The organism is Microvirga flavescens (genome assembly GCF_003290125.1).
Taxonomy (GTDB): Bacteria; Pseudomonadota; Alphaproteobacteria; order Rhizobiales; family Beijerinckiaceae; genus Microvirga; species Microvirga flavescens.
The window spans coordinates 393,290-413,672 of the sequence record NZ_QMKH01000003.1 but is presented as its reverse complement, the minus strand read 5'-3'; the positions used below and the strand labels follow the sequence as shown (position 1 = coordinate 413,672).

At 62.8% G+C, this 20,383-nt stretch carries 19 protein-coding genes and 1 pseudogene; 8 read left to right on the top strand and 12 right to left on the bottom strand.

Annotated elements, in window-relative coordinates; all coding sequences use genetic code 11:
- Positions 1 to 2,103 (bottom strand): annotated as a pseudogene (locus DQW91_RS09295) (cadherin repeat domain-containing protein); the annotation flags it as partial.
- Between the two features lie 201 nt (positions 2,104 to 2,304).
- Between DQW91_RS09295 and xseA the strand changes: the two are divergent.
- Positions 2,305 to 3,873, top strand: a complete 1,569-nt coding sequence (gene xseA, locus DQW91_RS09290; protein WP_112663303.1) for an exodeoxyribonuclease VII large subunit — start codon at positions 2,305 to 2,307, stop codon at positions 3,871 to 3,873.
- Positions 3,874 to 3,934: 61 nt separating this feature from the next.
- Positions 3,935 to 4,159, top strand: coding sequence for a DUF2093 domain-containing protein (locus tag DQW91_RS09285; protein WP_112663302.1), 225 nt, complete (start codon positions 3,935 to 3,937; stop codon positions 4,157 to 4,159).
- A gap of 25 nt (positions 4,160 to 4,184) precedes the next feature.
- Here DQW91_RS09285 and lpxK read toward each other — a convergent pair whose 3' ends face one another.
- The 7 genes from lpxK to DQW91_RS09250 form a co-directional block, all read right to left on the bottom strand.
- Positions 4,185 to 5,183 carry a tetraacyldisaccharide 4'-kinase gene (gene lpxK / locus DQW91_RS09280; protein ID WP_112663301.1) on the bottom strand — a complete coding sequence of 333 codons (999 nt, stop codon included), beginning with the start codon at positions 5,181 to 5,183 and terminating at the stop codon, positions 4,185 to 4,187.
- On the bottom strand, positions 5,183 to 6,472 hold the full coding sequence (locus DQW91_RS09275; RefSeq protein ID WP_112663300.1) for a 3-deoxy-D-manno-octulosonic acid transferase: 1,290 nt from the start codon (positions 6,470 to 6,472) through the stop codon (positions 5,183 to 5,185). The genes lpxK and DQW91_RS09275 overlap by 1 nt, the downstream gene beginning before the upstream one ends.
- On the bottom strand, positions 6,469 to 7,236 hold the full coding sequence (locus DQW91_RS09270) for a lysophospholipid acyltransferase family protein (RefSeq protein WP_112663299.1): 768 nt from the start codon (positions 7,234 to 7,236) through the stop codon (positions 6,469 to 6,471). The genes DQW91_RS09275 and DQW91_RS09270 overlap by 4 nt, the downstream gene beginning before the upstream one ends.
- Positions 7,237 to 7,248: 12 nt before the next feature.
- Positions 7,249 to 7,479: a DUF4170 domain-containing protein gene (locus DQW91_RS09265; protein WP_112663298.1), complete on the bottom strand. Its 231-nt coding sequence runs from the start codon at positions 7,477 to 7,479 to the stop codon at positions 7,249 to 7,251.
- A gap of 60 nt (positions 7,480 to 7,539) precedes the next feature.
- Positions 7,540 to 8,343, bottom strand: a complete 804-nt coding sequence (locus DQW91_RS09260) for a 3'(2'),5'-bisphosphate nucleotidase CysQ (protein ID WP_112663297.1) — start codon at positions 8,341 to 8,343, stop codon at positions 7,540 to 7,542.
- A 147-nt stretch (positions 8,344 to 8,490) separates the two neighbouring features.
- The gene (gene ubiA, locus DQW91_RS09255) at positions 8,491 to 9,432 is read right to left on the bottom strand and encodes a 4-hydroxybenzoate octaprenyltransferase (protein WP_425373386.1); all 942 of its coding nucleotides are present in this window, start codon (positions 9,430 to 9,432) and stop codon (positions 8,491 to 8,493) included.
- Positions 9,433 to 9,441: 9 nt separating this feature from the next.
- Positions 9,442 to 9,906 carry a hypothetical protein gene (locus DQW91_RS09250; RefSeq protein ID WP_112663296.1) on the bottom strand — a complete coding sequence of 155 codons (465 nt, stop codon included), beginning with the start codon at positions 9,904 to 9,906 and terminating at the stop codon, positions 9,442 to 9,444.
- Positions 9,907 to 10,132: 226 nt separating this feature from the next.
- On the opposite strand from DQW91_RS09250, the gene DQW91_RS09245 reads away from it, so the two are divergent.
- The 3 genes from DQW91_RS09245 to DQW91_RS09235 all read left to right on the top strand — a co-directional run bounded on the left by DQW91_RS09245 (position 10,133) and on the right by DQW91_RS09235 (position 13,730).
- On the top strand, positions 10,133 to 10,879 hold the full coding sequence (locus tag DQW91_RS09245; protein ID WP_112663295.1) for a 16S rRNA (uracil(1498)-N(3))-methyltransferase: 747 nt from the start codon (positions 10,133 to 10,135) through the stop codon (positions 10,877 to 10,879).
- Between the two features lie 171 nt (positions 10,880 to 11,050).
- Complete coding sequence (locus DQW91_RS09240; protein WP_112663294.1) at positions 11,051 to 12,190, top strand: carboxylate-amine ligase; 1,140 nt, start codon at positions 11,051 to 11,053, stop codon at positions 12,188 to 12,190.
- A gap of 169 nt (positions 12,191 to 12,359) precedes the next feature.
- Positions 12,360 to 13,730 (top strand): glutamate--cysteine ligase, encoded by a 1,371-nt coding sequence (locus tag DQW91_RS09235; protein WP_112663293.1) that lies wholly within the window; start codon positions 12,360 to 12,362, stop codon positions 13,728 to 13,730.
- 29 nt (positions 13,731 to 13,759) lie between these two features.
- On the opposite strand, the gene sugE is transcribed toward DQW91_RS09235, so the two are convergent.
- Positions 13,760 to 14,074, bottom strand: a complete 315-nt coding sequence (gene sugE, locus DQW91_RS09230) for a quaternary ammonium compound efflux SMR transporter SugE (RefSeq protein WP_112663292.1) — start codon at positions 14,072 to 14,074, stop codon at positions 13,760 to 13,762.
- A gap of 131 nt (positions 14,075 to 14,205) precedes the next feature.
- On the bottom strand, positions 14,206 to 14,496 hold the full coding sequence (locus DQW91_RS09225) for a hypothetical protein (RefSeq protein ID WP_112663291.1): 291 nt from the start codon (positions 14,494 to 14,496) through the stop codon (positions 14,206 to 14,208).
- A gap of 657 nt (positions 14,497 to 15,153) precedes the next feature.
- Between DQW91_RS09225 and DQW91_RS09220 the strand changes: the two genes are divergently transcribed.
- Positions 15,154 to 16,932, top strand: coding sequence for a cadherin domain-containing protein (locus DQW91_RS09220; protein WP_198411820.1), 1,779 nt, complete (start codon positions 15,154 to 15,156; stop codon positions 16,930 to 16,932).
- Between the two features lie 154 nt (positions 16,933 to 17,086).
- Positions 17,087 to 18,013 (top strand): DMT family transporter, encoded by a 927-nt coding sequence (locus DQW91_RS09215; RefSeq protein ID WP_112663289.1) that lies wholly within the window; start codon positions 17,087 to 17,089, stop codon positions 18,011 to 18,013.
- 113 nt (positions 18,014 to 18,126) lie between these two features.
- Here DQW91_RS09215 and DQW91_RS09210 read toward each other — a convergent pair whose 3' ends face one another.
- Complete coding sequence (locus tag DQW91_RS09210; protein WP_112663288.1) at positions 18,127 to 19,017, bottom strand: LysR substrate-binding domain-containing protein; 891 nt, start codon at positions 19,015 to 19,017, stop codon at positions 18,127 to 18,129.
- A 197-nt stretch (positions 19,018 to 19,214) separates the two neighbouring features.
- Between DQW91_RS09210 and DQW91_RS09205 the strand changes: the two genes are divergently transcribed.
- Positions 19,215 to 19,544, top strand: a complete 330-nt coding sequence (locus tag DQW91_RS09205) for a DUF1127 domain-containing protein (protein ID WP_157961387.1) — start codon at positions 19,215 to 19,217, stop codon at positions 19,542 to 19,544.
- Between the two features lie 60 nt (positions 19,545 to 19,604).
- Here DQW91_RS09205 and DQW91_RS09200 read toward each other — a convergent pair whose 3' ends face one another.
- Positions 19,605 to 20,342, bottom strand: a complete 738-nt coding sequence (locus DQW91_RS09200; RefSeq protein WP_112663286.1) for a DUF937 domain-containing protein — start codon at positions 20,340 to 20,342, stop codon at positions 19,605 to 19,607.
- Between the last annotated feature and the right edge of the window lie 41 nt (positions 20,343 to 20,383).

Below are 20,383 nucleotides of genomic sequence, written 5' to 3'. Positions count from 1 at the left end.
GGTGCCTTCATCGACGGTATCGCGGGAGAGGGTGACGCCGGTCGGCGCACGGTTCTCGTCGACGTCGCCGACATGGATGGTGACGGACTTGGTGACGGAGGCGCCGTGGTTGTCGGTGACGGTGATCTTGATGGTGTGGGAGGTCGCGGTCTCGTAGTCGAGCACGGCGCCGGCCTTGAGGCGCAGCTCGTTGCCGACGATCTCGAACTTGCCGCTGAGATCCTCGGCGAGGGCATAGGTGAAGGTGTCGCCGGTATCGGGATCGACGCCGTCGAGGGTGGCGATGAGGCCGGTGGTGCCTTCATCGACGGTATCGCGGGAGAGGGTGACGCCGGTCGGCGCACGGTTCTCGTCGACGTCGCCGACATGGATGGTGACGCTCTTGGTGACGGAGGCGCCGTGGTTGTCGGTGACGGTGATCTTGAGCGTGTGCGAGGTCGCGGTCTCGTAGTCGAGCACGGCGCCGGCCTTGAGGCGCAGCTCGTTGCCGACGATCTCGAACTTGCCGCTGAGATCCTCGGCGAGGGCATAGGTGAAGGTGTCGCCGGTGTCGGGATCGACGCCGGTCAGGGTGGCGATGAGGCCGGTGGTGCCTTCATCGACGGTATCGCGGGAGAGGGTGACGCCGGTCGGCGCACGGTTCTCGTCGACGTCGCCGACATGGATGGTGACGCTCTTGGTGACGGAGGCGCCGTGGTTGTCGGTGACGGTGATCTTGATGGTGTGGGAGGTCGCGGTCTCGTAGTCGAGCACGGCGCCGGCCTTGAGGCGCAGCTCGTTGCCGACGATCTCGAACTTGCCGCTGAGATCCTCGGCGAGGGCGTAGGTGAAGGTGTCGCCTGGATTAGGGTCGATACCGTTCAAAGTCGCAATAAGACCCGTGGTGCCCTCGTCCACCGTATCGCGTGAAAGTGTGATGTTGGTGGGCGGTGCATTGTTGAAATAGCGGCGCTGGTAGATGCCCGTGCCCGAACCGTCCTGGCCGGCGGATTCCCATGTGACGATCCACCCGCCATCGGCAAGCGCCGTCACAGTCGGGTTTGTCTGGTCGTTCGCCGTCGTGACGTTGACGAGAAAGTCCGTCGATCCGATGGCTTTGCCGAACCTGTCGAACTGTTGAAGATAGATGCCGCTCCCGGAGCCATCCTGATTGGCGGACTGCCAGACAACAACCCATCCGCCATCCGCCAGGGCGGCGACGGAGGCGGGCTCTTGAAGGTCGCCCGTGGTGATGTTGATGATTTTCGGTGTAGCGAAGACAGGTCTTCCATCCTTGTCGAAGCGCTGCTGAACGATGTCGCCGCCCGAGGAATAGGACGTCCACGTCACGACCCATCCGCCATCCGCGAGACCCGTGATGCTGGTGAGAACCTTGTAGTCGCCAGGCGTACCATCGACCGTCAGATCCGTCGGGGCCGAGGCATTGCCGAACTTGTCGAAGCGTTGCTGGAAGACGGAATGACCCGTCGCTCCTGAACTGTGGGATTCCCAAGTGACCACCCATCCGCCGTCGGCGAGTGCCGTAATGCTCGAGCGGTACTGGTTCCCGTCCGTGAGTGCATTGACCCGCAATTCCGTTGGGCCCGTCGGATTACCCGCGGAGTCGTAGCGTTGCAGATAGATGCCGTTTCCGGAGCCGTCCTGTCCGTCGGATGTCCAGGCGACGACCCATCCTCCGTCGGCGAGGGTTGTCACGGTGGGTTGAGACTGGTCCGGATAGATGGATGTGTTGACGAGCTTGTCGGTGGCGTAAAGCGCGCGGCCATCCTTATCGTAGCGCTGCTGATAGATGCCGCCGTTCCAGCCGACATCCTGGTTTTGCGATGTCCAGGTGACCAACCATCCGCCATCGGGGAGTGCGGTCACGCTCGGGTCGGCTTGGTCGGAATCCGTGGTGATGTTGACGCGGATGTCGGACGCGTACAGGGCGCGTCCGTCCTTGTCATAGCGTTGCTGGTAGATGCCGACACCGGATGCATCCGCCGATTGCCAGGTTACGATCCATCCGCCATCGGCGAGCGCCGTGGTGCTCGGGGCTCTTTGATCTCCCGCAGTCGTGATGTTGACCTGGGTTTCTGTGCTCGACGGGATGGCGGTGGACATATGGCTCGCCCTGCAGGGGTCGTTTTTACAATACTGATATGAAATAACATATTGAAATTATAAGTCGAGTCCTTGGCGTGTCGGCGAAATACTTAACGATTTGGATAATTTGTTTTCGTTGCCGAGCCTCGGGAACGTTTTACGAGGCCTTCCCCAAGGGAGCCTTGGCAGAATCCGCTACTGGGGAGTAGGGTCCGCCGCATGTCAGACAACGCTCCTTCGAATGCCCTGGAATGGTCCGTCTCCGATCTCGCGGGCGCTCTCAAGCGCACGCTTGAGGATTCGTTCGGCCATGTGCGCCTGCGCGGTGAGGTTTCGGGCTATCGCGGGCCGCATTCCTCGGGGCACGTCTATTTTTCGCTCAAGGACCAGAATGCCCGCATCGACGCGGTGATCTGGAAGGGCTCCTTCTCCCGGCTGAAGTTCAAGCCGCAGGAGGGGCTGGAGGTCATCGCCACTGGGCGCATCACGACGTTTCCGGGCAAGTCGTCCTACCAGATCGTCATCGACTCCCTTGAGCCTGCCGGTGTCGGCGCGCTCATGGCGCTGCTCGAAGAGCGCCGCCGCAAGCTGACGGCGGAAGGGCTGTTCGACACGGCCCGCAAGCGGTCCCTGCCTTACCTGCCGCGCGTGATCGGCGTCGTGACATCGCCCACCGGCGCGGTGATCCGCGATATTCTGCACCGGCTGGAAGACCGGTTTCCGCGCCGGGTTCTGGTCTGGCCCGTGCGCGTGCAAGGCGAAACCTCGGCAGCGGAAGTCGCCGCTGCCATTCGCGGTTTCAATGCGCTGGAGCGCGGCGGCATCATTCCGCGTCCGGATGTTCTCATCGTCGCGCGCGGCGGCGGCTCCATCGAAGACCTCTGGGGCTTCAACGAGGAGATCGTGGTCCGCGCCGCCGCCGAGAGCGATATTCCGCTCGTCGCGGCGGTCGGCCACGAAACGGATTGGACCCTGATCGACCATGCTGCCGACGTGCGCGCGCCGACGCCCACGGGCGCGGCGGAGATGGTGGTGCCGGTCCGCTTGGAACTTGCCGCGATGGTTCTCGATCTGGCGCGACGCCACGGCGAGGCGGCCTTGCGGCTTGTCGAGCGCCGCCGTGCCGATCTGCGCTCCGTCGCGCGAGCGCTACCGACGCCCGATGCGCTGTTCGCGGCCAAGCGGCAGAGGCTCGATCTCGCATCGGCCAGGCTTGGTCCGGCTTTGCTCGGCAATGCGCGCGAGCATGAAAAGCAGTTGAACGATCTCGCGCGCAAGCTTCAGCGGTTCTCCCCGGCGGCACGCATCGGCAGCCTGCGGGAACGCTTCAAGGCCGTTGGCGAGCGCCCACACGATGCGATGAAACGCGCGCTGGAAGGCAAGCACGGAGAGCTGAAGAATATCGCACAACGTCTTTCGCTCGCCCGTGCCGTTCTGCTGCGCGCGGAAGTGGCGCGCATCGGGCAGAGCCGCGAGGTCGTGCATCGCGTCTCCGAGCGGCTTGGCCCCGCCTTCGCCGGGCAGATCGCGCGAAAGCGCGCGCGCCTCGAAGCGCAGTCGCAGTTGTTCGACAGCCTGAACTACAAGTCCGTCCTCGCGCGCGGCTTTGCGATTGTGCGCGATGCGGAGGGGCGGCCGCTGCACAATGCCGCCGCGATCACAGACGGCAAGGCCCTGCTTCTGGAATTCGCCGACGGCACGGCGGAAGCGACGGGCGGGCGAGGACAGGTCAAGCCGAAGCCCGCAAAGCCGAAGACGCCGCCGACGGAGCAGGGCGCGTTGTTTTAGGTCTTAGGATAAAAATCGCGCGGCATGGTTTCGGGCTCAAAGCTCCTATATAATCACCATCATGTTGAACCGATTTGACAGCAAGGGCGGCGAAGCCGTCGTCCAGTATCTCGATGCCGACTTCCGTGTCGTGAAGCCGGGCGCTTTCGTGCGTTGCGCCGTGACGGGGCAGGAAATCCCCCTCGACGAGCTGAAGTACTGGAGCGCCGAGCGACAGGAGGCGTATGCCTCGCCTGAAGCCGTGTGTGAGCGCCTGGGCCGCACGCCGCGCAAGCGCACATCCTGATAACCGTGGTTAGGCTTGAGCGGGTTCAGCGCGCTGAGAGGCGCGAGTGAATGAGTGTGCGGAATGCGTCCTGCTCGCCGATCTGGAGCGTGATCGGCAGAGCGATGATGCCTTGTGCGATGCTCTTGTCCGATAAGGCTGCGATGCGCATCAGGTCCTTCTCGGTCGTTACGATCTGAAGGTCGTCGCGCTTCGCTTCGTACATCAGCGCATGAAGGTCTTGCGCCGTGTAGGGATGATGATCGGGGAATGCGCGCGTGCGCTCCACCGATGCGCCGCAGGCTCGCAATGTCTCAAAGAATTTTTCGGGCCGTCCGATCCCCGCGAACGCGAGAACCTTGCTGCCTTGTAGATGCGAGACGGCTTTCGGGTCTGGAACGATGGCCGCGCGAAACACGCGCTTGCCGTGGCGTGCTGCATCGACGGCAATGCTCTCTCCCGCCTCTCCTTCACCGACGATGAGAACGGCGTCCACGACAGGCCATTGCGCATCGAGCGGCGCGCGCAAAGGGCCCGCGGGAATGCAAAGACCGTTTCCGATGCCCGTTGCGCCATCGACAACGGCGATGGCGAGATCTTTCCGCAGCGATGGGTTTTGCAGGCCATCATCCATCACGATGACGCTCGCGCCGACTTGAGAGGCAAGCTGTGCGCCTGCGGGACGATCATGCGCGACGATCACGGGAGCCATGCGTGAAAGAAGAAGCGGCTCATCGCCCACATCGGCGGCGGAATGCGCGGCGGTGGCCTGAACCGGGCCGGGTAGGTTGCCGCCGTAGCCGCGCGAGAGAAAGGCGGGCTTCTCTCCCGTTTCAGCAAGAAGTTTTGCAACGGCAAGCGCCGTCGGTGTCTTGCCCGCGCCGCCGGCGGTGAAGTTACCGATGCAGATGACAGGCAGCGTGGCGCGCTCGCCCGCGCGCCGCATCCGCCGCGCTGCGATGGTGCCGTAAATCGCGGCGAGCGGGCGCAGTATATGAGCGAGGAATGTCGGCCTTCTCTGCCACCAGAAGGCGGGGGCGCGCATCAGCGTCGCGCCCCGATCTTGGTTTGCACAATGAAGGGTTCGATGGATTGCATCGTGCGTTCCACCGCGCCACCCATCGCGTGCACAGCTTCGGAGGCGGCGCGCGCCATCTGGCGTGTAAGCGCGGGGTTGGAGAGAAGCTGGGTCAAGGCGCGCGCGAGGGCCGAACTGTCCTTCACGAGAAGCGCGCCGCGCGAGGCATCGAGCGCGGTGTAGACGTCGGTGAAGTTGTGAACGTGCGGGCCGTGCAGGATCGCCGCGCCGAGCTTGGCGGGTTCGATCGGATTTTGCCCGCCATGCTCGATCAGCGAGCCGCCCATCAGCACGACAGGTGACAGGCGATAGAACAGGCCCATCTCGCCGACCGTGTCCGCCACGTACACATCCGTCGCGCGGTCTGGGTGAATGCCTGCGGAGCGGCGCGCGGCGCGCAATCCGGCGCGCTCGGCGATGGCCGCCACATCGGGGCCGCGGTGCGGATGGCGCGGCGCGATGATGGTGAGAAGATGCGGATGGCGCTGCGCGAGCGCGCGATGAACCGCGACGATGGCCGTTTCCTCACCCGGATGCGTGCTTGCCGCGAACCAGACCGGACGGCCCGCGATAAGACCGGAAAGATGCGCCACGACACGCGGATCGGCGGGTGGAGGCGGCGCATCGAATTTCAGATTGCCCGCCATCACCACGCGGGGTGCGCCGAGGCGCGCCAGCCGCTCGGCATCAGCCGGGGTTTGCGCAAGGCATAAGGCGAAGCGTTCGAGCAGCGAGCCGATCAGGCCCGGCAGTTTCTGCCAACGCTGGAACGAGCGGTCGGAGACGCGCCCGTTCACCAGAATGAGCGGGACTTCGCGACGGTCGAGTTCGACGACCATGTTGGGCCAGATCTCGGATTCCGCGACAAGCGCGAGGTCGGGTTTCCAGTGATCGAGAAAGCGCCGGTTGTAGCGCGGCACGTCGAGGGGCACGAATTGGTGGAAAGCGCCCGGCGGCAGGCGTCGCGCAATGAGCCCGGCGGAGGTACGCGTGCCGGAAGTGACGAGCACCGAGAGCCCGCGCTGCGTCAACCGCTCGATGACGGGGATGAGGGAAAGGGTTTCGCCGATGCTGGCCCCGTGAACCCAGGCCAGATGTCCCTTGGGCCGTGCGCGCCCGGGATAACCTTGCCGTTCGCCGAGACGGCTGCGCTCTTCCAGACCCTTGCGCTGACGCCAGTAGAGCAGGCCGAGAACCGCCGGCTCGAGCGTCGCGGTCACAGCCCCATAAACTTTGAGAAGAGCGTGCAGCCTCATCGCGTCGCGCCTCTCGCCGTTGCGTGGCTGCCCCCGTTGGGGATCGCCCCCTTCGCAGGCTTCGCCCCGGGATCGCGCGAGCCGATCAGGGCATAGGCGCGCTCATGAACAGCGTCGAGTTCGCGCTCCACCTGCTGGCGCAGGGCTTCGAGTGTGGCTTCGTCCGCCTCGCGCGGCACAGCGATCGGGTCGCCGAGCACCATTGCGCCACGTCCGAACGGCAGGCCGATACTGGCCTTGTCCCAGCTGTCGAAGTCGATCCGCCGGCTCGTCACCACCGCCACGGGCACGATGGGCCTGCCCGAGAGCTGCGCCAGGGTCACGATGCCGGAGCCGCAGATCCGCGAGATCTTCGGAATGTCGGCGGTCATCACCACCATCTCGCCGTCGGCCAACGCCCGCAACATGCCCCGCAGGGCGGCCGCGCCGCCTTTCTTGCGGATGTCGCGCCCGCGCGCGCCCGAACCGCGGATCGCACGGATGCCGAGATGCCGAAGCGCGACCGCGTTGAACTCACCGTCACCGGAGCGGGAGACGAGGCTCGCGGCCCTGTCCTGCGGGCGCTTGGCGAAATGGATCATGAAATGCTGGCCGTGCCACATGGCGGCGATGACCGGCATCTGCGGGCCGATGCGATCATAGGCCCCGGCGGGCTCGATCACGAAGCGGTTCGTCCGGCGCACCAGGCCGAGATAGCCCGCGACCAGGAAACCCAAGGTCTCCTGGACGGGACGCGACCTGACGATGCGCTTGATGAGACCCATGAGCCTTACGGGTCAGTCCTGCGGATTGAGCAGGCGGTGCAGATGAACCACGAAGTAGCGCATGTGCGCGTTGTCGACCGTGGATTGCGCCCTGGCTTTCCAGGCCGCATGAGCCGTCGCGTAGTTGGGGAAAATGCCGACGATGTCGAGCTTCGAGAGATCCTTGAAATCGACCGATTCGAGGTCGGTCAGTTCTCCGCCGAAAACGAGGTGAAGCAGCTGCTTGCCGGGCTTATCGGTCATGGGGAAGTGACGCTCCTGTTCGAAGTGCAGAAATGCGGCCCAAAAGGCCTAGCCGAAGGTTCAAGTTCTCATGGCCCCAATGAGGCGCGGATGCAACCATGACGGAACGGCAATTAACTCGCCATGCGTTGGATGGGGCCGATTATAGGCGGGCGCTGCGCCGGAAAGGTCGGTCAGCCGCCCGCCCGCTTCGCTCAGGACCAGGTCTGCCGCGGCGATGTCCCAATCGTGCGAATTGGGGGAGGCGAGGCCCACATCGATAGTGCCGTCCGCGACACGCACGATCCTGAGGGCGAGGGAGGGAATCTTGGGCAGAAGCTCCGCCGGGCCGGTCTGGCTCAGATGGTCGTCTACCATCGGCTTTGGCCCCGCGATCCGCAGAGGCTCGGGCCGGAGCGCCGCCGGGACGCTAAGGCGCTCGCCGTTGCGAAAAGCGCCGCCGTTCAGCACGGCCTCATAGAACACATCGCCGACAGGGGAGTAGACCACCCCGAGAACCGGGCGGTTCTCCTCGAGAAGTGCGATGGCGACGCACCAGTCCGGGCTACCGGCGACGAAGGCGCGGGTGCCGTCGATGGGATCGACCACCCACACGAAGCGCTGATCGAGCCGGGACGGATCGTCCGTCGTTTCCTCGGAGAGCCAGCCCGCCTTGTGGAGCGAGGGGAGTTGCTCCTTCAGAAAGGTATCGACCGCGATGTCAGCCTCGGTGACGGGGGATTTTCCCTCCTTGTACCAGAGGCGCGCTGCCGTCTGTTCGCCTTCCCGGAAATGCGGCATGGCGATGGCCCCGGCGGCGCGCGCGACTTCGCGCACGTCGGGCATCAGGGCCTTTGCCAGGGATGAGGAGGTGGATGCGAACATCAGCGTGAGAACATCAAAAACTGCACCGCTCTCGTACCAGATCGGCGGTGAGGATGCAGGCCTTTAAATTGGGCATTGTGCCTTCTTTTCGCGAGACCGTGCGGCTATCGGCGCGCAAGTCCATTGCCTGCACGCCCATCGGGGGCTTCACGCGGCGGCTTTCGCGAGCGCGTCGAGCACCAGCCCCGCGAACAGGATGAGGCCCGCATCGCGGTTCGAGCGGAAAAGACGCAGCGCTCCAACGCCGTCATGACGGTCGGCTTTGGCGACCTGCCAGGCGAGATGCGTGGCAAAGAGGAGAAGGCCCATAAGGCCCAAGGGGCCGACACCGGCGAGGACGAGGGAGAGGCCGATCATCGCCACCGCGAACAGGTAGCAGGTACTGATGCCGAGCTTGACCTTTTCGCCAAAGAAGCGCGCGGAGGATTTGATGCCGGCGATCTCGTCATCCTCGATGTCCTGCAGAGCGTAGATCGTGTCGTAGCCGACGACCCAGGCGATGGTGCCGGCATAGAGCAGAAGCGGCGCGGTGCTCAGCGACCCGAAGGCTGCCGCCCACCCCATCAGCGCGCCCCACGAAAACGCGAAGCCGAGCACGATCTGCGGCATCCAGAAAAAGCGCTTCATGAACGGATAGAGCGCGACGACGCCAAGCGAGGCGAAACCCAGGACGATGGCGAAGCCGTTGAGTTGCAGAAGAACGGCAAGGCCGATCAGGCATTGCAGGGCAAGGAAGATCGTCGCGCTCTTCGTGCTCACCTGTCCGGACGGCAGGGGCCGGTCTCGCGTACGCTCCACGCGGGCATCGAGATCGCGGTCGACGATGTCGTTATAGGTCGATCCGGCCCCGCGCATGGCGATGGAGCCGATGAGGAACAGTGCGCAGTGATAGACGTTCGGCCATGCCTGCCCACCGGCGATTGCAGCAAGTGCCGCCGACCACCAGCAGGGGAGAAGAAGGAGCCACCAGCCGATGGGCCGCTCGAGGCGCGCAAGGCGCAAATAGGGACGAAGGGAAGCCGGAGCGAGGCGGTCGGCCCAATGGCCGCGCACCGCGTCGGGCAGGGCTGAGCCGGGCTCCGTCACCACGGGCGCTCCTTAGAGCGCGCCCTGCGGCATCTTGTATTCGCCAGTCAGGCCGCCACCGCCGAGGCGGCCTGCGCCGCTTTTCTGCGCGGCCTTGGCCTGCTTTTCCATCTCAGCCATTTTGGCGGCAGCCTGGCAGGCCTTGCCGCGCATCTCGACCGCCTGGCCGTGGTCGCGCTTGAAGCTTTCCGCGAACTGGTCAGGGATCTGGCACCAATCCTTGTTGGACTCGATCCACTTCGTGCCGGCGTTGCCGTTGGCGACGAGCTTGGTGAAGACTGCGCAGGCATCTCGCGGATCGACCTGCTTTTTCTTTCCCTCGCCGCCGAGCTTGTTGATCTGCTGAATGATGCCCTGGCGTTCGCCGAGGAACTTCTGTGCATCCTGGCAGGAAGACGCCTGCGCAAGGGCGGGGGCCGAGGCGAAAGCGCCAGCGGCGGCAAAAGCTGCGGCAAGGAGCGAACGGGCATACGGCATCGGCAAAGTCCTTCACGAAGCGCGACGCATCGCGCGAGGCACCCTGTTAGCAGGTTACGCCCTTAAAGGCCAAGGGGTGAAAGGCCTCACGCCCGCTGCAGGCTTCAGTTTGTCGTTCAAAAGTGTGTCAGAGCACGCGGCTAGACGATCCCCATGTCCTTTGTAAGGCGGGATAGCGCTTGCGCGGCGCTTGCGATAAGCCGGGGCACAAGCTCCGGGCACATTCATGGCCGCATACGATTTCAACGCTCCCCGCCTGTTCGTCGAAGCTCCGCTGCAAGCGGGCGCGCGGGTCGAGCTCGACCGTGCGCAGGCGAACTACCTCCTCAACGTGCTGCGCCTGCGCTCGGATGACCGTGTGCTCGTCTTCAACGGGCGCGACGGTGAATGGCTCACCAGCGTCGCGGTCGAGGGGCGCAAGGCGGCCGATCTGGTCTGCGTCGAGCGAACCCGCGAGCAGACGCCCCGGCCGGACCTGACCTATCTCTTCGCGCCGCTCAAGCACGCCCGGCTCGACTACATGGTGCAGAAGGCCGTCGAGATGGGGGCGGGCGTGCTGCAGCCGGTGCTGACCCAGCGCACGCAGAGCACGCGCGTCAATCTCGACCGCATGCGCGCCAACGCCATCGAGGCCGCCGAGCAATGCGGAATTCTCTCCATTCCCGACATTCGGGAAGAGGAGAGCTTCGCCAAGGCGCTCGATGCGCTGGAGCCTGGCCGCCTCGTTATCTTCTGCGACGAGGACGCCGCTATCGCGAATCCTGCCGAGGCACTCGCGGCCGCGGGGAACCGGGGCGAGGGGCTTGCCGTTGTCGTGGGTCCCGAAGGGGGCTTCACCGATCAGGAGAGGGCGATTGTCTCCACACGCCAACGATGTGTCCGCATCTCGCTCGGACCCCGCATTCTGCGCGCCGACACCGCGGCTGTGGCCGCGCTGGCCATCGTCCAGGCGACTCTGGGGGACTGGCGGTGAGTCGGCCTGACGCCGACAACCTCCACCGATAAATCAGCAACTTCAGAAGCTTAGCCGTTCGAGGCGCAAGCGCCCCAATCCTGCCTCAATGAGCCGCAGGTTGGGAGGGCTTTCGAGTAATCAATCCCACTCGCCAGCGTAGAGCGAAACAAAATCGAGAGGAGAGTCGGTATGACAGGGGAATTCCGATTCGGTATCGAGGAAGAGTACTTCGTGAACGACGTCGCCAAACGCGACGTCGCACGCGGGAGAATGAAGGAGTTCTTCGCGGCCTGCCGGGAAAATCTTTCCGATCAGGTTCAGACCGAAATGCTTGAGCCTCAAATCGAGGTCGCAACCCTGCCGAGCGAGGATTTCGCACAGGCCAGGGCCTCCCTCGAGGGTCTGCGCCGTTCCGTCGGGGCGATAGCCGGTGAGTTCGATTTTTCGATCATCGCCGCCGGCACGCACCCCCTTGCCGTCTGGAGCCGGGTGCGCCCGAACGCGCAGCCGCGCTACGGCAAGGTGATGCACGACCTGCAGATGGTCGGCAACCGCACGGTGGTGTGCGGCATGCATGTCCATGTGGAGGTGCCGGAGCTGGCGGCGCGGGTCGACATCATGAACCGCATGCAGCCCTACCTGCCGCTGTTCCTGGCGCTTTCCACCTCCTCCCCGTTTTGGCAGGCGCAGCGCACAGGCCTTCTCGGTTATCGCCTCGCGGCCTATCGGGAGCTGCCGCGCACGGGGTTTCCCGACCTCTTTCAGGATACTGCCGACTACCAGCGCTATATCGATACGCTGGTCGAGGCGCGGGCCATCGAGAATTCGAGCTATGTGTGGTGGGTCATCCGCCCCTCGCTGAGGCATCCGACGCTGGAGTTGCGGGTCGCCGACAGCTGCACGCGCGTCGATGACACCATTGCCATTGCCGCGTTGTTCCGCTGCCTTGTGCGCCACCTGTCCCGCGACCCGAAGCTCAACGCGGGCCAGACCGGCGCTTCGCGGGCGATCAACGACGAGAACGGTTGGCGCGCACAGCGCTATGGCATCCATGGCAGTTTCGTGGACGAGGCAAGCCGCAGCGCGAAGCCGGTGCGGCAGGTGCTGGACGAGGTTCTCGCCCTCGTCGCCGAAGACGCACAGGCGCTCGGCTGCGAGCGGGAGCTCGATCTGGCGCGCTGGATCGTGGCCCGGGGCACCAGCGCCGACCAGCAGCTCACGCTCTTCACCGAAGCCTCGGGGCGCGGGCTGTCGAATCGTGATGCCCTGGCGGGTGTGGTCGATTGGCTATCGGCGGAAACGATCGGGGAGCCGGTGGTCCGGCACTGATCGTGTCCCGAAAAAACACGATCAGCGTCTAAAGCCAGAAAGCAATCCTCACCTCACGCGGGAGAGGATTGTGCCGGGCTCATTGCAGCTTGGCCACAGGACGCCTATTTACACGCGACCGACCATCAGGCGCGGGGATCGAGCCCGCGCCTTTCCTATGAGGCATTTCATGGCGCGTGACGTTTCGGATGCGACTCCCATTGGCGCACGATCTGAGCTGATCGAATGGATCGCCGCCGGGGAGAAACCCCGTGACGCGTGGCGCCTCGGCACTGAGCACGAGAAGGTTCCTTTCCATACGGCGGACGCTTCTCCGGTGCCTTACGATGGCAAGACCGGCATTCGCGCCCTCCTGGATGGCATGCAGCGTGCAAGCGGGTGGGAGCCTATCATCGAGAACGGCAACCCCATCGGCCTCGTGGACGAGAAGGCTGGCGGGGCGATTTCGCTCGAGCCCGGCGGGCAATACGAATTATCCGGCGCGCCGTTGCGGACCATTCATGAAACCGCCCGCGAGCTGGATGAGCATCTGGCTCTTGCAAAGCAGGTCGGTGACGAACTCGGCATCGGTTTCCTCACGCTCGGCATGAGCCCGCTGTGGACGCGCGCCGAAACACCCGTGATGCCGAAGGCGCGCTATCGCATCATGACGAACTACATGCCGAAGGTCGGCAAGCTCGGGCTCGACATGATGTACCGCACGTCAACCGTGCAGGTGAATCTCGACTTCGAGTCCGAAGCCGACATGGTGAAGAAGATGCGCGTGTCGCTGGCGCTGCAGCCCATCGCGACGGCGCTGTTTGCCAACTCGCCTTTCACCGACGGAAAGCCCAACGGCTTTCTCTCCATGCGCTCCGAAATCTGGCGCGATACGGACCCGCACCGCACCGGCATGATGGCCTTCGCCTTCGACGAGGGCTTCGGCTACGAGGCCTATGTGGATTGGGCGTTGAACGTGCCGATGTATTTCGTGAAGCGCGGCGACACTTATCACGATGTGGCCGGAGCCTCCTTCCGCGATCTTCTCGCCGGAAAGCTCGCGCAGCTTCCTGGTGAGCGCGCGACGCAGTCGGACTGGGCGAACCATGCCTCGACGCTGTTTCCGGAGGTGCGCCTGAAGCGCTATCTCGAAATGCGCGGTGCGGATGTGGGCGGTCCGACGCACGTTGTGGCCTTGTCCGCCTTCTGGGTCGGCCTTCTCTATGATCGCGCTGCGCTCGATGCGGCGTGGGATCTCGTGAAGGGCTGGACCGCAGAAGAGCGCGAGCAGGTGCGTCGCGATGTGCCGAAGCTCGCTCTCGGCGCCACTATCGCCGGGCGCAGCGTGCGCGACGTTGCGCGCGATGCTTTGGCGATTGCGAAGGCGGGCTTGAAAAGCCGCGCCTTCATCGATGCATCCGGACACGATGAAACGCATCATCTCGCATATCTCGACGAGATCGTTTCCTCCGGCCGCACATCGGCGGAGCGCCTGCTTGAACGCTTCCACGGCGAGTGGAAAGGCTCGGTTCTTCCAGCGTTCCGCGAGTGCGTTTATTAAATTCGATGTGAGAGCCGTGGCGGTCCGCCTCAGGCCGCCATCTTCAATCCGAGAATGCCGGCAACGATCAGTCCGACGCAGGCAAGGCGCGCCACTGTCGCGGGCTCGCCGAACAGCACGATGCCGAGAATGGCTGTGCCAATCGTGCCGATGCCGGTCCACACTGCATAACCCGTACCGACCGGCAGCGTCTTCAGCGCAAGGGCGAGCAGGAAGACGCTCGCCGCCATGCAGATCACGGTGAGAACGGATGGGACGAGGCGTGAGAAGCCTTCGGTATATTTGAGACCGATAGCCCAGCCGATTTCAAACAAACCGGCAAAGAAAAGGTAGGTCCACGCCATGAACGATCTCCATCATGGGCAGGGCCGTCCCTCCCGCTTTTTCCTGAAAGGCGGGGTCGTCCCCGCTGTCGCGTGTTGTCGCGATGCCTGCAATATACGTTGGGTATCGGGCTTGAGAAAGGTGGCTCTTGCTATTCGGCGCTCGCCCGCTTGCGGGCATTGAGAACGCTCTGCGGGTCGAACGGAGCATAGGTGTTGTGCTTCCACTTGTCTCCGCATTGCATGCAGATCGAACGGAACTTGAAATCGTTCTCTTCCATCTGCTTCATCAGCCTTTCCTGTCGCGTGCGAGGATCGTCGGAAAGCTCGCTATAGCCCGAGGGGCGCACGCTGAGCGTGAGCGGCTTGTTGTCGGTTTTTTCCTGCGCAAGGGCAGGGCCGGCGAGGGTGGCAAGTGCTGCAACGAGAGCAAAGTATTTCATGGAAGAAAAAGTCCTTTCTGAGAAATGAGAGGCTGAAATGAGCCCAAGCGCTTGTTATCTGCGGGCACCCTAACCCTCTATATCGCTCCTTTGCGACATTCGCATGCGCTTTTCTAGTCAAGGTTGACGAATGAAAGTGGTACGATATATTATATCAATACGTTAAGTACAAGCGTATTTCGGATTGTTCGTCGCATATAGGTCTTGGAGGACATGATTGTGGCTGCGCAGAGGTATTTCCCGTCATTGAACACGTCGCTCGCCGCGACCCCCACGCTCAGGGGACTCGACGGAGATCATGTCTACGCATTCCGCGGCACGGAAACCCGTATTGATGCCGGAGGAGATGCCGTGCTCAGCGGCGATGCACCTCTTGTAAGCCTCTTTGTGCTTTTGTATTCGAACGTTTCAGGCGATAGCCTCGGACTTTTGACAGGAAGCGGGATCGAACTTTCTGACGGCCTCAACGGAGGAAGCCGCATTTCGGTCGATGGATATGACATTGGTGAAGTGTCCATTGGGAGTGCCGGCTACCTGGGATTCTCCTTTAACGAGAGAGCAACATCCGAACGGGTTCAAGTGCTTCTCAGGTCTTTTACCTATCTCAATACTGAAGCAGGAGAAGACCCCGCTGACCTAGCCACGGTGATGATTGGCTTGGAAACGGATACCGGTTGGATCGATGCTTACGTTGAGGTGAGCGTTTCTCCTGAAGGCTCGTTAGTTCTCACGGAGGGTCTCGACGACCTGACCGGGACGGCAGGGAACGATGTTTTTGTCGCGCGTTGGAACACTACTACCAACGGGGACAGGATCGACGGAGGTGGGGGCGACGCCGACACGATCCTCCTCGCGGAGGGCGGCATCTTCGACTTCACGGAGTTCGCCAAGTTTTCCGGAATTGAAAGCATTCGCGGCTCCATCGGTGTCGATACTCTCAAAATTCGTGCCTCCCAATTGGCTGACGTCCAGATGATTTATGGCGGGCAGGCGACGGACACGGACTTCCTCAATATAACGGAAACGAATATCGATCTTCAAAACATACTCGTTTCAGGTTTCAGAAACATCGTTCTCCAAAACGACGGCGCTACCATCATATTGAAAGACAAGTCGCTCGCGCTGAAGGTCGACGGCAAGAAGACGGCGTATGACACGCTGGTGCTCACGGGCGGTGCCACGCTCACCGCTGAGGAGATCGCCACGATTCATCGCAACGGTATCGATGTCATTCAAGTTGGTTCAAATCCGCCTGATGAAAATCTTGCGCCTCAAGTCCGGAATCTTGGAGGATATGTCAGCCGCTTGGGGAGCAGGCCGGTCCATCTCGACAGGGGGCAGGATGCGCTCATCAGCGATGACGGCGCGTTTTTCAGAGGGCTGCGTGTCATACTCGCCGATAAGCAGGCCGATGAGAGTTTTGGCATCGACACAAGCGGCGGGGTGAAGCTCTCCCGTGGACTGGAATATGGCAGCGACGTTCTGGTTGATGGCATGAGCATCGGCGTGATCGTGTCAAGTTCGTCCAGTTCCGATGACTTTGAAATACAATTCAGCGACGGGCTCGCGACATCCGACAAGGTCCAGCAAGTTGTCCGTGCACTGACTTACACCAAGTCGGGCGACAGCGTCACGGGTACCCGCAATGTTTCCATTCAATTGCAGGATGACGGGTGGCGAACGACGAGCGTCGAGATCGTCGTTGACGGCTCTCCCAACAATGCGCCTACCGCTCTTGGTCTTTCTCCAACTGTAGTGAAGGAGGCGGTGAAAAACGGAACCGTGATTGGTCATATTACGGCTTCGGACCCCGATGGGGACCCGCTGAGCTACAGCATCGTTGGCGGCAGCGATATCTTCGCGATCAAAGGGCGGGAGCTTGTCGTCGCCGAAGGGTGCAAGCTCGACTTCGAGCAGGTGAAGTCTCACCAGATCACCATCCGGGTTCAGGACCCGGGTGGAGCCTATATCGAGAACACTTTCACGATCACGGTGCAGAACGTCGACAAGGAAGTCGTGACCGGCTCGAGCGGAGACGATGTGATCGTCGGGGGGCGCGGAAACGACAAGCTCTACGGCAAACTCGGCAAGGACACGCTGACCGGCGGCAAGGGCAAGGACATCTTCGTGTTCGACACGAAGGTCGACAAGACAAAGGCCAACGTCGATCTCATCAGGGACTTCAGCGTAAAGGACGACACGATCCATCTGTCGAAAAAGATCTTCAGCAAGATCGGGGGCAAGGGCGTGTTGTCGGAGAGCGCGTTCTGGATCGGCTCGAAGGCGCACGACAGGGATGATCGCATCATCTACAATCCCAAAACCGGCAAGTTGCTTTACGATGCTGACGGCTCCGGCAAGGGCGCTGCCATCGAGTTCGCGACCCTGTCGAAAAACCTCAAGACGATGAGCCATCTCGACTTTATCGTCATCTGACGGAAGTCGTCTCCCGGGTGCGATGCCCGAGAAGGTTATGCACCCGGGAGGAACGTACCTGCTTTCATCAGGAAGAGCATCGCAAACCATGACATTTCGTCATTGGTTTTCTTTCATTGGCAGGCGTAGGCATGCGCCTCATGGGAGGCTGCCAATGAATCACACAATGCAAGTTTCAAAGCCGGCGGACGGTGGATTCAACAAGGTCGATCTCGGTCTTTACGCCGCGACGGTCTTTCTCTGGGGTGTGAGCTGGATCGGCATTCATGCCCAGCTCGGCGTCGTCGCGCCGGAGATGTCGGTGCTGTGGCGCTTCATCCTGGCCGCTGCGGTCATGTGGGGTTGGGTCCTGTTCTCGGGACTTCCGGTGCGCTTTTCACGCGCCGATCATCTGCGCTTCGTCGCGACCGGTTGTTGCCTCTTCTCCTTCAACTTCATCTGCTTTTATTACGGCGGGCTTCATGTGCCGTCGGGCTTGCTCGCGGTGGTGTTCTCGCTGGCCTCGATCTTCAATCTCATCCTCGGCGCGCTTTTCTTCCGCCAGAAGATCGAGCCGCGCGTGGCGCTCGGCGGGATTGTCGGTGTCGTCGGTATCGGGCTTCTGTTCTGGCCGGAGATCGCAGGCGCGGGCCTCAACAAGGGCGCGCTCACCGGGCTTGCCTTCTGCGTTCTCGGCACGCTGTTCTTCTGCTCGGGGAACATGATCTCGACGGTGGTGCAGCGGCGGGGCATTCCGCTTCTGTCGGCCAATGCCTGGGCGATGACTTACGGCACGGGCGTTCTCGTCCTCGTCAACATCGTGCGCGGCAACGCCTTCATCATCGAACCGACGTTGAAATATATCGGCTCGCTGGTCTACCTCGCCATCGGCGCGTCGGTTCTCGCCTTTGCGAGCTATCTCACATTGCTGCGCCGCCTCGGCGCGGCGCGCGCGGGCTATGCGACGGTTCTGTTCCCGATCATCGCGCTTGCTGTCTCGACCGCGCTCGAAGGCTATGTCTGGACACTCGCCGCATTCGTGGGCGTCGTTCTGGCGCTGGCCGGAAACGTCCTCGTCCTGACGCGTCCCGCTAGAGCTTGATCAGAATAAGTGGAAACCGGTTGTTCGCCGGATCATGCAACAAATAAAGGAGAGTCTGATCGTGTTTCAAAGAGACACGATCAGACTCTAAGGCTTAAGCCTTCGCGCCAAGCTCATTCCGCGGCGGGCAGGTAGGCCGTGCGCGCGGAGCCGAGATTGTCGAGCGATTGCTTGATGTGGAAGCCGAGCGCATCGGCAAGCGGATTGGGCTCCGACCGCGCACGGATCAGGCCGATCTTGCACGAGGGCAGGGCGGGGAACCCGTCGGACGGGCCGAGAACGCGCATGCCCGGACGCACGGCGCTCTCCGGCAGAACGGAAACAGCGAGGCCCGCCTGCACCACCGCGCCGACGGCGGTGGAGTTCCAGCTCACGTAGAGAATGCGGAAGGCGCGATCCGCGCTTTCCAGCGCCTGCGTCGCCGAGTGCCGCCAGTCACAATTGGGCCGGCCTAATGCCAGCGGCAGCACCGCTTCCTCATGCACGGCGTGGCGGGAGGACGTGATCCAGAGGAGCTGCTCGATCCGCACGATCTCCGAAGGCCCGCGCCGGTCCACATGGGTGATGATCGCCATGTCGAGATCGCCGTTGTGCACCCGGTCGATCAGGTGATGCGTGGGCTCGCACATCACCGCTACCTCCGCGCGCGGGTTCGAGCGGGAGAAGCGGGCGAGAATCTCGGGCAGGTAGCGGTCGGCATAATCGTCCGGCAGGCCGAGGCGGACGCGGCCGACAAGCTCGTTGTCGTTGAAGGAGGCCATGCACTCGGTGTTGAGGCGCACGATCCGGCGGGCATAGTCGAGCAGCCGCTCGCCCTCGTCCGTCAGCTTGGAGAGGCGCCCGTCACGCTCGAAGAGTGCGCGCCCGACGCGGTCTTCCAGACGCTTCATCTGCATGGAAACCGCGCTCTGGGTCTTGTGCACGATTTCGGCCGCGCGGGTGAAGGAACCCGTGTCGGCAATGGCGACGAATGTCCGGAGCTGGTCGATATCGAGAAGGTGCATGGCGGGCCTCATCATCAATATCGTTGATGTAACACATGACAAACAATCGCTTCAAGTGATGAAAAAAATGAGGCTTAGTCTGTCCCAGATCCTTTGAAATTCAAGGATTCGGCAATGGCTGGACCCGCGCGGGGCATGTGTTTCGCGTGATGGACCTGTCATGCTTTTTTAGCAGCGAGCCCGAGAAGGTTACTTCCATGACCCATTCGTCCACTTCCCTTGTGTCCCCGGTCGGGTCGACGCTGGTCGGCCGTGTGATCCGGGTTTCCCTCGCGCAAGCCGCTGTGTTCCTGCGAGCCCTCAAGCATCGCCGTGAGGTTCGCGCTCTCGCCGAGTTCGATGAGCGCATGCTGAAAGACATCGGCCTGACCCGCAGCGATGTGGACAGCGCGCTCGACGAGTCGGTGTTCAACAACCCGTCCGTCCTTTTGGTTCGATCGGTCGAACGGCGCGCGCGGGTTCAGCGATCTCCTGTGGCAAAGAAGACTGAGCGACCCGTGGTTTCGCTGGTAAAGACCGCCGGCTGAAAACGCCCAGACTTTGATCGTTTCAAATGGCACGGCCATGCTGCGGCGTGGCCGTGCTCTTCAGCGCGTCTTCTTTTGCGGCGACCAGACATTTTCCATGATCGATTGGAGAGACGCGAAATATTGTTTTTGCATCTCCGCTCCCGCTCCGAGCATCTCGCCCCAAAGGTCGGCGGGCTGCGTGGGCTGAGCTTTCGGGGTGCCAAGTGAACCGCCCATAAAGGGCGCCATCACGGCCTCTAAAGGAGTGGTGGGAGGTTTCTGCTTTCCCGTCGATTTTCCTTGCAGCGAGCTTGTCCAGAAATCCATCCACGCCTGCATGGGGTTGGGCTCGGGCTCCGGCGCCTTGCGTGCGGGCATTGCGCCCATATGCTCCGAATGCGTCATCCAATGGCAGACGCTGCCCGCGAAAATTCCGGCCATCAGAGGCAGGATCTGCTGCATGACCTCGACCCCGACGCCGGTGACCGTGGCGGCCTGTTGCGCCACCTGGCGGGCGGCTTCATCGGAACCGAAAAGCTGGTCGAGGATCCTTTTGCCGACCTCGGCGGCCTGAGGCGTGAACGCCCTGGCCGTCGATTTCCACATGTCCGCAAAGGGGCTGTCGGCGATGCCGGGAAAAAGCCGTGAAGGGTCACCGGAATTCGCGAGGGCGTGCTGAAGCCCCAGGGCGAAAGCCGGCATGAGCGCGACCATTGCGCGCTGCGTCTGTGCTGATGAGACATTGAATTGCCTCATCATGCCATCAAAGCCCGCATTGCCTTGCGCTTGGCGCATCAGATCGAACCAGGTCTGCATCGCGGGCTCCTCGAAAGGGCGGCCATTCAGGCTCCCGCCAG